Below are 12,180 nucleotides of genomic sequence, written 5' to 3' on the forward strand. Positions count from 1 at the left end.
GCCTTCTTACGTGGTGGGGACCAAGGCGACGTTCTGGCCGGTCTTGGTGACGGTGATGCGGAGCCTGCGACGTGCGTCGGGTGCGCGCTCTGCCCGGAGTACCGATTGCGGCTGCTTCTGACCCCGCAGCGGCATGAAGAACGCGTCGCCTACCGCGCGTCCGGTCGCCGTCCTTCCCGCGACATCGAGCACGAGGAGCGCCCCCGCGCATTCGGGGCCCGAGTAGGGGACCACGAGACGGCCACCATCGCGAGTCTGCTCGACCCACGTGTACGGGATCGTGCGAGCCGCTGCTGTAACGATCACGCGGTCGAAGGGTGCTCGCTCGGATGCGCCCCGCTCGCCGTCACGGGTGATGACAGTGACCCGGTCGGCGAAGCCCGTCCGCTCCAGTGCGGCCGATGCGGCGGCGGCCAGTTCCGGGTCGATCTCCATCGTGGTGACGCGGACGCCGAGGTCGGCCATGAGCGCCGCGTTGTAGCCGGTGCCGGTGCCGATCTCCAGCACGTTCAGGTCCGGCTCCAGCGCTGCCGCATCGACCATCTGCCGCATGGTGTGGAGGGCCGAGGACGAGGAGGTCGGCCAGAGCATGCCGTTCGCGTCCTTGCTGACCTGGGTGACCACCGACTCCTCAGCGGCAACGTGCTCCGCCCACAACTCCGGATCGTCCGCACGGTCGAGCGGCCGTAGCTGCTCTCCTTCCGGTCGTATCCAGATCCGCTCGGGGATGAAGTCGGCCCTGTTCACGCCTGCCCCGAACCGTTGCAGAGGGGACACGTCACCTCTTTTTTCTTCCCGTCGTCCCACTGGTCTTGCTTCCCTGATCCGTTGCAGCCCGTGCACTGGACCGGTTTGCCGTGCTTACCCATAAATCACCTCACCGATTCGTCAGTCGAGATAACGGTAAGCACCGCATGGTCAACGGAGTGTGTTTATCGGTGAGGTCGTTGCAGACGGGTCATGCGACGGTATGGGGCGGGCCTGGTAAGCGGCCCGAGCCTTGGTCTCGCACTGAATCCCATGAATCGACGCGACACGGAGGCTGGAGGGGGGCGGCGGCTCTTCACCGTCGGACGGCCCGGCGGCCCGTGCTCGTTGCGGAGCACGGGCCGCTCGTGGGTCAGATGCGGGCGACGCCTTCCTTGCGGGCCTGGTCGGCGACGGCCGTGGAGACGGCCGGGGCGACGCGGTCGTCGAAGGGGCCGGGGATGACGTAGTCGGCGGTCAGGTCGTCGCCGACGATGCCGGCGAGGGCGTTCGCCGCCGCCAGCTTCATGCCCTCGGTGATGGAGTGGGCCCGGACGTCCAGCGCGCCGCGGAAGATGCCGGGGAACGCCAGCACGTTGTTGATCTGGTTGGGGAAGTCGCTGCGGCCGGTCGCGACGACCTTGGCGTGCCGGCGGGCGATCTCCGGGTGGACCTCGGGGGTCGGGTTGGAGAGGGCGAAGACGATCGCGTTGTCCGACATCGTGGCGACGCACGACTCGCGGACGGTGCTGCCGGACAGGCCGACGAAGACGTCGGCGCCGCGCAGCGCCTCCTCGGTGGAGCCCTTGAGGTGCGACCGGTTGGTGATCGCGGCGATGCGCTCCTTGATCGGGTTCAGGCCGTCGCGGCCCTCGTAGATCAGGCCCTTGCTGTCGGACAGGGCGATGTCGCCGATGCCGCCCTCGATCAGCATCCGCGAGACGGCGATGCCGGACGCGCCCGCGCCCGCCACGACCGCGCGCAGCTCCGACAGGGGCTTGCCGACGTGCCGGGCGGCGTTGGTGAGCGCGGCGAGCACGACGATCGCGGTGCCGTGCTGGTCGTCGTGGAAGACCGGGATGTCGAGCGCGGCCCGCAGCCGGTCCTCGATCTCGAAGCAGCGGGGGGCGCTGATGTCCTCCAGGTTGATGCCGCCGAAGCTCGGCGCCATCCGGCTCACCGTGTCGACGATCTCGTCGACGTCCGTGCAGTTCAGCGCGATCGGCACGGAGTCGACGTCGGCGAACTCCTTGAACAGGAGGGACTTGCCCTCCATGACCGGCATGGACGCGGCCGGGCCGATGTCGCCGAGGCCGAGCACGGCGGTGCCGTCGGTGACGACGGCGACGACCTTGGACGTCCAGGTGTAGTCGTAGGCCAGGTCGGGGTTGTCGGCGATCGCGGTGCACACGCGGGCGACGCCCGGGGTGTAGGCCAGCGAAAGGTCGTCCTTGTTGCGGACGGGGATGGTCGACCGCATTTCCAGCTTGCCGCCGCGGTGCAGCGGAAAGGCCGGATCCTCGTCCAGTGAGAGTGGTTCGGTGGGAATGGGCTCAGCAGCCACAGCGACCCCTGTCAGTGAAAGTTGGCTTTCTTGCGATGCCGCCGCGGTGGTTTTGGTGTGGTGGCCGTCACCTGGGTGGTCATCTGGCGACGCACGGGGGTCACCCGTTGTCCGATTGTGCCACACGGCGTCCGGACGCCCCTGAGGCCGGGGTGGTGGTGACCATCACGTGACCGTGCCCACACGTGGTCAACCGATTGCTCCGTGTTGGTGCTGGACGCCAGGTTCGTACCGATTCGGAGCTTCCTCGTTGCGTGATTGTTTCGGACCCTTTATCCAGATCAGGGCCCTTGTGCGCCAAAATGTGCACCTGACCTTCGGATCTCCGCGGATCCGACGCAACCATCGAAGGGGGACCCGTGATCACCGGTTCTCTGCGCCGTCACGCCGTCGCGGCGGGCGCGCTCGTCCTGACGGGCGCCCTCGCCCTGTCCGCCTGTGGCGATGACTCGGGCGACTCCAGCGACTCCGGGGCCTCGAACACCAGCGTGGACAGCAAGCTCGCGGCCATGGTCCCGGCCGCGATCAAGAGCGATGGCAAGATCACCGTCGGCTCGGACGCGTCCTATCCGCCCAACGAGTCGGTCGACCCGGCGTCCCAGAAGATCGTCGGCTGGGACATCGAGCTGTTCGACGCCGTCGCGGCCAAGCTCGGCCTGAAGACCCAGTACAGCAACGCGGGCTTCGACACGATCATCCCGGGCGTCCAGTCCGGCAAGTACGAGGCCGGTGTCTCCTCCTTCACCGACACCAAGGAGCGCGAGGGCGCCGTCGACTTCGTCACCTACTACTCCGCCGGGACGTCCTGGGCCGCGCTCAAGGGCAACCCGAAGGGCGTCAACCCCGACGACGCGTGCGGGAAGAGCATCGGCGTCCAGCAGGGCACCGTGCAGGTCGACGACCTCAAGGCGCGCAGCAAGAAGTGCACCGACGCGGGCAAGCCGGCCATCACCCCCGTCGTCCGCAAGCAGCAGACCGAGGTCAACAACGACCTCGTCGCGGGCAAGGTGGACGGGATGGCCGCCGACTCCCCGATCGTCGGCGACGCGGTGAAGAAGACCGGCGGGAAGCTGCAGATCCTCGGCCAGGTGTACGACACCGCGCCGTACGGGTACGCGATCGGCAAGAACTCCGGCCAGTTCAAGGAGGCCATCCAGGGCGCGCTGAAGGCCCTGATCGCCGACGGCACCTACAAGAAGATCCTCACCGACGCTGGGGTGGAGACCGGCGCGATCACCGAGCCGGCGATCAACGCCGCGCAGAGCTGATCGCATGACGGTCGACAACGACGCCGAGAAGGGGCGGCCTGAAGCGATCAAGGCCGTCCCCGTCCGGCACCCGGGCCGCTGGCTGGGCGCGGCCGTCATCCTCGTGCTGGTCGCGATGTTCATCAACTTCCTGCTGACCAGCGATGCGCTCGAATGGTCGGAGCAATGGAAGTACCTGTACTCCGACCCGGTGCTCAAGGGCGTCCGCAACACCGTCTGGCTCACCCTGGCCGCGATGGTCGGCGGGATCGTGCTCGGCATCGTGCTGGCGCTGATGCGGCTGTCGGCCAACCCGCTGCTGAGCGGGGCGGCCTGGGTCTACCTGTGGTTCTTCCGCGGCACCCCGCTGTACACCCAGCTGCTCATCTGGGGCGCGATCGGCACGCTGTTCCCGACCGTCGGGATCGGTATCCCGTTCGGGCCCGAGTTCGAGACGTGGAAGACGCAGGAGCTGGTCAACGCCGCGATCGCGGCCTCGCTGGGCCTGATCCTGAACGAGGCCGCCTACATGGCGGAGATCGTCCGGGCCGGGATCCTGTCGGTGGACGAGGGGCAGCAGGAGGCCGCGAGCGCCCTCGGCATGTCCCGGATGCAGACCATGCGGCGGATCGTGCTGCCGCAGGCGATGCGCGTGATCGTCCCGCCGACCGGCAACGAGTCGATCTCGATGCTGAAGAACACCTCGCTGGTCGCGGCCGTGCCGTACTCCGAGCTGACCTTCACCGCCCAGACCATCTACGCCACCACCTACAAGATCATTCCGATGCTGGTGATGGCCTGCCTGTGGTACCTGCTCATCTCCTCGGTGATGATGATCGGGCAGTACTACCTGGAGCGGCACTACAGCAAGGGCACGAGCAAGGGGGCGGAGGCCAGGCAGCGGCTCCGCTTCCGCGCCGGAGGCGGTGCACCGTGAGCGGAGGTGAGGACATCGTGAGCGACTCCCTCTCCAAGGACCCCGGGGCGCCCCCGCCCGCGTCCGAGAGCGGCGGCCTGATGGTCAAGGCCGAGGAGGTGCACAAGTCCTTCGGGCGCCTGGAGGTGCTGAAGGGCATCAACCTGGAGGTCAAGCCGGGCGAGGTGATGTGCGTCGTCGGGCCGTCCGGGTCCGGGAAGTCGACGTTCCTGCGCTGCATCAACCACCTGGAGAAGATCAACGCGGGCCGGCTGTGGGTGAACGGCCACCTGGTCGGCTACCGGGAGTCGGGCGGCAAGCTGTACGAACTGCGCGACCGGGAGGTCGCCGCCCAGCGCCGCGAGATCGGCATGGTGTTCCAGCGGTTCAACCTGTTCCCGCACATGACGGCGCTGGAGAACGTCATGGAGGCGCCCGTCCGGGTCAAGAGGCAGCCGAAGTCGGAGGTCCGGGAGCGGGCCGGCGCGCTGCTGTCCCGGGTCGGCCTCGGCGACAAGGTGCAGAGCTACCCGGCCCAGCTGTCCGGCGGGCAGCAGCAGCGGGTGGCGATCGCGCGGGCGCTCGCCATGGAGCCCGCGCTGATGCTGTTCGACGAGCCGACGTCCGCGCTCGACCCCGAGCTCGTCGGCGAGGTCCTGGAGGTCATGAAGCAGCTCGCCCTCGACGGCATGACCATGGTCGTGGTCACCCACGAGATGGGCTTCGCCCGCGAGGTCGGCGACTCGCTGGTCTTCATGGACGGCGGTGTCGTCGTCGAGGAGGGCACGCCGCGGGAGGTGCTGACTAACCCGCAGCACCAGCGGACGCAGGACTTCCTGTCCAAGGTCCTCTGACCCTGGCGCGCACTGCCCGCCCCTTCGCCCGGGGGCGGGCCGTTTGCGCATCGTCCCGGCGGCTAGTGTGCGTTCATGTTCGCTGTCACGGCCACACAGATCGACGCAGACAATCCGCTGGACGGGCTCACGCTGGGGGAGCGGCCCGACCCCGAGGTACCGGACGGCTGGACGACCGTCACGGTGAAGGCCACCGCGCTCAACCACCATGACCTGTGGTCCCTGAAGGGCGTCGGCCTGCCCGCGGACCGGCTCCCGATGATCCTCGGCTGCGACGCGGCCGGGGTGGACGAGGACGGCAACGAGGTCGTCGTCCACGCGGTCATCGGCGACCCGGTCCGAGGCGGCGGCGACGAGACCCTCGACCCGAAGCGGTCGCTGCTGTCGGAGGTCCACCCGGGCACGATGGCGGAGAAGGTCGCGGTGCCGCGCCGCAACCTCGTCCCGAAGCCGGCCGGGCTGTCGTTCGCGGAGGCGGCCTGCCTGCCGACCGCGTGGCTCACCGCCTACCGGATGCTGTTCGACAAGGCGGGGCTGGAGCCCGGCGCGTCCGTCCTCGTGCAGGGCGCGGGCGGCGGGGTCGCGACCGCCGCGATCTCGCTGGCGTCCGCCGCCGGCTTCCGCGTCTACGCCACCAGCCGCAGCGAGTCCAAGCGCAAGCGCGCGCAGGAACTCGGCGCGGACGCCGCGTTCGAGCCGGGCGCCCGGCTCCCCGAGCGGGTGGACGCCGTGATCGAGACCGTCGGCCAGGCGACCTGGTCGCACTCGCTGAAGTCGCTGCGGCCCGGCGGGCGGATCGTGGTGTCCGGCGCCACCAGCGGCCAGGTCCCGCCGGCGGAGCTGAACCGGGTGTTCTTCCTGCAGCTGCAGGTGATCGGGTCGACCATGGGGACCCGCGACCAGCTGGAGCGGCTCGCGCGGTTCCTGGTCAAGACGGGCACCCGCCCGCTGATCGACCGGACGCTCCCGCTGGACCGGGCCCGCGAGGGCTTCGCCGCGATGGCGGACGGTGATCTCTTCGGCAAGATCATCTTCACACCGTGACATCCGGGGCCGTGGCCCCCGCTCCGGCGCGGGTCACGGCTCCCGGCGGAAGATCTCGTTCAGCCGTTCGCGGGCCTCGTCCAGGACGTCCTGCGCGGCGGCGAGGTCGTCGTCGTCCAGATCCGACTGCTTGGCGTCCTTGCGGACGTCCTCGACGAACCGGCGCAGCAGGCGCTCCAGCTTGAGGCGGGCGACGTCCTCGCGGGTGCCGGTCGCCGTCTTCCAGGCGTCGTCCCAGTTCTGCCGCCACTCTTCCTTCCACGCCTGCTTCTGCTCGCGCCAGTACTCCTTCTGCCGGCGCCACTCGTCCTTCTGCCGATCGGTGGTCTCCTTCCACGCCTCCTTGGACGTGGCCTTGCCCTGGTCGCGCATCGTCCGCGCGGCCTGCGTCAACTCCTCGCGCAGCGACCGGACGGTCTGCCGGACGTCCTCCTGCACGCCGCGGGCGAACTCCTGGGCCGACGCGGCGATCTCCTCCTCCAGGTCGGCCAGCTCGTCCATCCGGCGCTCCAGCTCCTCGCGGCCCTTGTCGGTCAGCGAGTACACCTTCTTGCCCTTGATCACCTCGTGCGTGACCAGGCCCTCGGACTCCAGCCGGGCGAGCCGCGGGTAGATGGTGCCGGGGGAGGGCGAGTAGACGCCGAGGAAGCGGTCCTGCAGGAGCCGGATCACCTCGTACCCGTGCCGCGGGCTCTCCTCCAGCAGCTTCAGCAGGTAGAGCCGCAGGCGACCGTGGCCGAAAACGGGGCTCACGTGGTCACTTCTCCGTTCCGGGGGTGGTGGTGATCTCGGGCGCGTCGTCGTCGCGGCCGAGCAGGGCGATGCGGCCGGAGACCGTGTTGACGGTGATACGGCCCGAGCCGTCGCCGATCTTGCCGGAGGCGCTGCGCGAGACGGTGCGCTCCTGCCGGGCCAGCTCGGGGAAGGACGAGTCGATCTGCCCGGCGGCGGAGTTCAGCGTGATCTGCGCGTTCGTGGACTCGGGGACGCGCAGCGCCACCTCGCCCGAGACCGTGTTGACGTCCACCCCGCCGTCGCCGCCGAGGCTGAGGTCGGCGGCGATGCGGCCGCTGACGGAGCGGGCCGCCAGATGGTGCACGGACGCGCCGGCCAGCGACAGGTCGCCGGAGACGGACGTGAACGACACCCGGCCGTCCAGCCCCTGCGCCTCGATGTCGCCGGACACGGTGTTGGCGTCGACCGAGCCCGCCACCCCGTCCAGGGTCACGTCGCCGGAGGCGCTCTTGATGGACGTGCGGGACGTCATGCCGGTCACGATCGCGTCCGCCGACACCAGGTTCAGCGTGACCGGGCAGTCGTGCGGGACGGTGATCGTGATCGTCGCGCGGGCCCGGTGGGTGCGCAGCCAGCTCAGCACGCCCTCCCACAGCTTCTCGTGGGTGACGGTCAGCATGCCGGCGTCGTGCGTGACGACCAGCGGCGGGCCCTCGACGTCGCCGACCATGATGGACGGCCGCTCCGCGGAGGCGAGCACCGAGACGTTGCCCGCGATCACCGTGACCCGCAGCGCGACCACGCCGTCGAAGTCCAGGGTGGTCGGTTCGTCGATCGTCCAGCGCGACATCGCGATGTGCCCTTCGTCGGAGCTGACCCACATCCAGTAAACACGATATGTCGCGTCATTCGAAAGTCAAGATGTATCGCGTTTGTCGGGTCAGTCCTCGTCGTCGTCGAGCCTGGCCAGCCAGGTCGCGAGGCGGTCGACCGGCGTCTCGAACTCGGGGTTCAGGTCGACGAACTCCCGCAGCCGGTCCGCCAGCCAGGCCAGGCTGACCTCCTCGGCCCCGCGCCGGTCCGTCAGCTCTTCGATGCCCCGATCCGTGAAGTACATGGCGTTCTCTCTCCGTGGACGCCGAAGGCCCCGGCGCGGCGCACCGGAGCCCTCGGACCGTCGCGTCCTATTTCTGTTCGCCGAACAGCCGGGCCAGCAGGGCCTCCTGCTCCGCCTGGTGCAGCTTCGCCGAGCCCACCGCCGGGGACGAGGACGCCGGGCGCGACACCCGCGACATCCGCAGCCCCTCGATGTGGTGCGGCAGCTTCAGCGCCATGAACGGCCAGGCGCCCATGTTGGCCGGCTCGTCCTGCACGAAGACGACCTCGGCGTCCGCCGGGTACTTGGCCAGCTCCGCCTTGATCTCGTCCACGGGCGGCGGGTACAGCCGCTCGATCCGGACCACCGCGGTGTCGTTCACGCCCGCGGACTGCCGGGCCTTCACCACGTCGTAGTAGATCTTGCCGGTGGTGAGCAGCACCCGCCGCACGCCCGCCGGGTCGATCGCCGGGTCGCTCTCCGGGATGACCGGCTGGAACGCGCCGCCGGTGATCTGGGCGACCGGGGACGTCGCCGCCTTCAGCCGCAGCAGCGACTTCGGCGTGAAGACGATCAGCGGCTTGTGGCGGCCCGACAGCACCTGCCAGCGCAGCAGGTGGAAGTAGTTCGCCGGGGTCGTCGGGTACACGACCGTCATGTTGTCCTGCGCGCACAGCTGCAGGTACCGCTCGATCCGCGCGGACGAGTGGTCGGGCCCCTGGCCCTCGTAGCCGTGCGGCAGCAGCAGCACGACGCCGGAGTGCTGGCCCCACTTCTGCTCGCCGGAGGAGATGTACTCGTCCACCACCGACTGGGCGCCGTTGGCGAAGTCGCCGAACTGGGCCTCCCAGCAGACCAGCGCGTCAGGGCGGGTCATCGAGTAGCCGTACTCGAAGCCCATCGCCGCGTACTCGCTGAGCAGCGAGTCGTGCACGTAGAACTTCGACACGCCCTGCCCGAACTGCTTGAGCGGCGTGTACTCCTCGCCCGTCTTGCGGTCGACGAGGACCGCGTGCCGCTGGCCGAACGTGCCGCGCCGGGTGTCCTGCCCGACGAGCCGCACCGGGTGGCCGTCGATCAGCAGCGAGCCCATCGCCAGCAGTTCGCCGGTCGCCCAGTCGATCGCGTCGTCCTCGATCATCTGGGCGCGGCGCTGCAGGATCGGCTGGAGGCGCGGGTGCGGGGTGAACCCCTCCGGCAGGGCGACCTGCGACTCGATGAGCCGCTTGACGGTCTCCTGCGGGATCGCCGACCCGGCCTTGCCGTGGTCGATCGGGATGCGCTCCTCGACGTCCGGCTTCACGACCGAGCCCGGCTCCAGGGGCTTCTTCACCGCCTCGCGGGTCTCGGTGAAGGCCCGCTCCAGCTGCTCCTGGTAGTCGCGCAGCGCCTGCTCGGCCTCCTCGACGGTGATGTCGCCGCGGCCGATCAGCGCCTCGGTGTACAGCTTGCGCACCGACCGCTTCGCGTCGATCAGGTCGTACATGAGCGGCTGCGTGAACGAGGGGTTCTCGCCCTCGTTGTGGCCGCGCCGCCGGTAGCAGACCATGTCGATGACGACGTCCTTCTTGAACGTCTGCCGGTACTCGAACGCCAGCCGCGCGACCCGCGCGCACACCTCCGGGTCGTCGCCGTTCACGTGGAAGATCGGAGCCTGGATCATCCGGGCCACGTCCGTGGAGTACACGCTGGACCGCGAGTACTCGGGGGCCGTCGTGAAGCCCACCTGGTTGTTGATGATCACGTGCACGGTGCCGCCGGTGCGGTAGCCGCGCAGCTGCGACAGGTTCAGCGTCTCGGCCACCACGCCCTGCCCGGCGAACGCGGCGTCGCCGTGGATGAGCACCGGCAGCACGCTGAACCCGGCCTCGCCGACGTCCAGCAGGTCCTGCTTGGCGCGGACGACGCCCTCCAGCACCGGGTCGACCGTCTCCAGGTGGGACGGGTTCGCGACCAGCTCGCAGTGGATCTTGGAGCCGTCGCTCGCCACGAAGTCGCCGGCCGCGCCGAGGTGGTACTTCACGTCGCCGGAGCCCTGCGCGCTGCGCGGGTCGAGGTTGCCCTCGAACTCGCCGAAGATCTGCCCGTAGGACTTGCCGACGATGTTGGCGAGGACGTTCAGCCGGCCGCGGTGCGCCATCCCGATGACGACCTCGTCCAGGCTGTCCTTCGCCGCCGCCGAGATCACCGAGTCCAGCAGCGGGATGACGGACTCGCCGCCCTCCAGCGAGAACCGCTTCTGCCCGACGAACTTCGTCTGCAGGAACGTCTCGAACGCCTCGGCGCTGTTGAGGCGGCGGAGCACGTGCAGCTGCTCCTCGCGCGACGGCTTGTCGTGCGGGACCTCCACGCGCTCCTGGATCCAGGCGCGCTCCTCCGGGTCCTGGATGTGCATGTACTCGATGCCGACCGTCCGGCAGTACGCCATCCGCAGCACACCGAGGATCTCGCGCAGCTTCATCGTCGGCCTGCCGCCGAACCCGCCGGTCGCGAACTCGCGCTCCAGGTCCCACAGGGTGAGGCCGTGCTTGAGGATGTCGAGGTCGGGGTGGCGGCGCTGCTTGTACTCCAGCGGGTCGGTGTCGGCCATCAGGTGGCCGCGGACCCGGTAGGCGTGGATCAGCTCGTGCACGCGGGCGACCTTGGCGACGTCGTCCTCGTGCGTGGCGGAGATGTCCTTGACCCAGCGCACCGGCTCGTACGGGATGCGCAGCGCCTCGAAGATCTCGTCGTAGAAGCCGTCCTCGCCGAGGAGCAGCTGGTGGATGCGGCGCAGGAAGTCGCCCGACTGCGCGCCCTGGATGATCCGGTGGTCGTAGGTGGAGGTCAGCGTCATGACCTTGCTGATCCCCATGCGCGACAGGGTCTCGCCGGACGCGCCCGCGAACTCGGCCGGGTACTCCATCGCGCCCACGCCGATGATCGTGCCCTGGCCGGGCATCAGCCGCGGCACCGAGTGCACCGTGCCGATCGTGCCCGGGTTGGTGAGGCTGATCGTGGTGCCCTGGAAGTCCTCAAGGGTGAGCTTGCCGCCGCGGGCCTTGCGGACGATCTCCTCGTAGGCGGCCCAGAACTGGCGGAAGTCGAGCGTCTCGGCGGCCTTGATGCTCGGTACCACGAGCTGCCGCGAGCCGTCGCTCTTCTGCAGGTCGATCGCCAGCCCGAAGTTCACGTGCTCGGGCCGGATCAGCACCGGCTTGCCGTCCACCTCGGTGTAGGCGGCGTTCATCTCCGGCATCGCGGCGAGCGCCTTGACGATCGCGTACCCGATCAGGTGCGTGAACGAGACCTTGCCGCCGCGGCCGCGCTTGAGGTGGTTGTTGATGACGATGCGGTTGTCGATCAGCAGCTTCGCCGGGACGGCCCGCACGCTCGTCGCCGTCGGCACGGCGAGGCTGGCCTCCATGTTGGTGGCCGTCCGGGCGGCGACGCCGCGCAGCCGGACCTCCTCCGCGCCCGCCGGGACCGGCGGCGGGGCCGGCCTGTCCGCCTTCGGCGCCGGAGCCTTGGCGGACCCGGCCTTGCCGTCCGGCGCCTTCGGCGGCGTCACCGGCCGCTGCGGTGTCGGTGGTGCGGCCGCGGTGCCGTTGGCGGCCTGCGGGGCCGCGCTGTCGGCGGGCGCCTGGGGAGACGCGGGGGTCGCGGACGCGGGCCGGCTGTCCGGCTGGTAGTCAGCGAAGAAGTTCCACCAGGCTTCGTCGACGTTGTTCGGGTCTTCGAGGTACTTCTGGTACAGCTCGTCGACCAGCCATTCGTTGGCGCCGAAATCTGTGGTCTTCGGGTCGGCACTTGTTTGCGACGACTCTGTCGACACGGCGGAGATCGCCCTCTTCCGCAGCTCGCAGGTTGGTTCTGAGACGCAGACAAGGCTACTCGCACTTGCCCCCGCGCCACGCCAGCGCGGTGGTAACCCTCGCGGGCGCGCCCGTCACCTTGGCTGAACTCGCCGAAGGCGGAGCCGCGCCTTCGGCAAGATC

10 protein-coding genes are annotated in these 12,180 nt (G+C 69.6%); 4 read left to right on the forward strand and 6 right to left on the reverse strand.

Going from position 1 to position 12,180, the window contains the following annotated elements; all coding sequences use genetic code 11:
• Positions 1 to 6: 6 nt before the first annotated feature.
• Both ABGB11_RS14135 and ABGB11_RS14140 read right to left on the reverse strand, forming a co-directional pair.
• Positions 7 to 777: a methyltransferase domain-containing protein gene (locus tag ABGB11_RS14135; protein ID WP_347632661.1), complete on the reverse strand. Its 771-nt coding sequence runs from the start codon at positions 775 to 777 to the stop codon at positions 7 to 9.
• A 343-nt stretch (positions 778 to 1,120) separates the two neighbouring features.
• Entirely contained in the window at positions 1,121 to 2,311 is a 1,191-nt protein-coding gene (locus tag ABGB11_RS14140; RefSeq protein ID WP_347632663.1) for an NADP-dependent malic enzyme, read from the reverse strand.
• Positions 2,312 to 2,670: 359 nt separating this feature from the next.
• On the opposite strand from ABGB11_RS14140, the gene ABGB11_RS14145 reads away from it, so the two are divergent.
• The 4 genes from ABGB11_RS14145 (at position 2,671) to ABGB11_RS14160 (ending at position 6,372) form a co-directional block, all read left to right on the forward strand.
• Positions 2,671 to 3,579: an ABC transporter substrate-binding protein gene (locus ABGB11_RS14145; RefSeq protein ID WP_347632665.1), complete on the forward strand. Its 909-nt coding sequence runs from the start codon at positions 2,671 to 2,673 to the stop codon at positions 3,577 to 3,579.
• A gap of 4 nt (positions 3,580 to 3,583) precedes the next feature.
• A complete protein-coding gene (locus tag ABGB11_RS14150) occupies positions 3,584 to 4,495 on the forward strand; it encodes an amino acid ABC transporter permease (RefSeq protein ID WP_347632667.1) in 912 nt (303 codons plus the stop codon).
• An 80-nt stretch (positions 4,496 to 4,575) separates the two neighbouring features.
• Entirely contained in the window at positions 4,576 to 5,328 is a 753-nt protein-coding gene (locus ABGB11_RS14155) for an amino acid ABC transporter ATP-binding protein (RefSeq protein ID WP_347632898.1), read from the forward strand.
• Positions 5,329 to 5,403: 75 nt separating this feature from the next.
• On the forward strand, positions 5,404 to 6,372 hold the full coding sequence (locus ABGB11_RS14160) for a zinc-binding dehydrogenase (RefSeq protein WP_347632669.1): 969 nt from the start codon (positions 5,404 to 5,406) through the stop codon (positions 6,370 to 6,372).
• A 33-nt stretch (positions 6,373 to 6,405) separates the two neighbouring features.
• Here ABGB11_RS14160 and ABGB11_RS14165 read toward each other — a convergent pair whose 3' ends face one another.
• The 4 genes from ABGB11_RS14165 to ABGB11_RS14180 all read right to left on the reverse strand — a co-directional run bounded on the left by ABGB11_RS14165 (position 6,406) and on the right by ABGB11_RS14180 (position 12,017).
• Complete coding sequence (locus ABGB11_RS14165) at positions 6,406 to 7,125, reverse strand: PadR family transcriptional regulator (protein ID WP_347632671.1); 720 nt, start codon at positions 7,123 to 7,125, stop codon at positions 6,406 to 6,408.
• A 4-nt stretch (positions 7,126 to 7,129) separates the two neighbouring features.
• Entirely contained in the window at positions 7,130 to 7,990 is an 861-nt protein-coding gene (locus ABGB11_RS14170) for a DUF4097 family beta strand repeat-containing protein (RefSeq protein ID WP_347632673.1), read from the reverse strand.
• Positions 7,991 to 8,047: 57 nt separating this feature from the next.
• The gene (locus ABGB11_RS14175) at positions 8,048 to 8,224 is read right to left on the reverse strand and encodes a DUF6104 family protein (protein ID WP_347632675.1); all 177 of its coding nucleotides are present in this window, start codon (positions 8,222 to 8,224) and stop codon (positions 8,048 to 8,050) included.
• A gap of 67 nt (positions 8,225 to 8,291) precedes the next feature.
• Positions 8,292 to 12,017 (reverse strand): multifunctional oxoglutarate decarboxylase/oxoglutarate dehydrogenase thiamine pyrophosphate-binding subunit/dihydrolipoyllysine-residue succinyltransferase subunit, encoded by a 3,726-nt coding sequence (locus ABGB11_RS14180; protein ID WP_347632677.1) that lies wholly within the window; start codon positions 12,015 to 12,017, stop codon positions 8,292 to 8,294.
• Positions 12,018 to 12,180: the final 163 nt, after the last annotated feature.

This window comes from Actinomadura sp. B10D3 (assembly GCF_039871695.1).
Taxonomy (GTDB): Bacteria; Actinomycetota; Actinomycetes; order Streptosporangiales; family Streptosporangiaceae; genus Spirillospora; species Spirillospora madurae.

Excerpts from the sequence above, each read along its gene's own strand:
- ABGB11_RS14175 (WP_347632675.1), bottom strand. The coding sequence starts at position 8,224 with ATGTACTTCACGGATCGGGGCATCGAAGAGCTGACGGACCGGCGCGGG.
- ABGB11_RS14160 (WP_347632669.1), top strand. The coding sequence starts at position 5,404 with ATGTTCGCTGTCACGGCCACACAGATCGACGCAGACAATCCGCTGGAC.
- ABGB11_RS14155 (WP_347632898.1), top strand. The coding sequence starts at position 4,576 with ATGGTCAAGGCCGAGGAGGTGCACAAGTCCTTCGGGCGCCTGGAGGTG.
- ABGB11_RS14170 (WP_347632673.1), bottom strand. The coding sequence starts at position 7,990 with ATGTGGGTCAGCTCCGACGAAGGGCACATCGCGATGTCGCGCTGGACG.
- ABGB11_RS14150 (WP_347632667.1), top strand. The coding sequence starts at position 3,584 with ATGACGGTCGACAACGACGCCGAGAAGGGGCGGCCTGAAGCGATCAAG.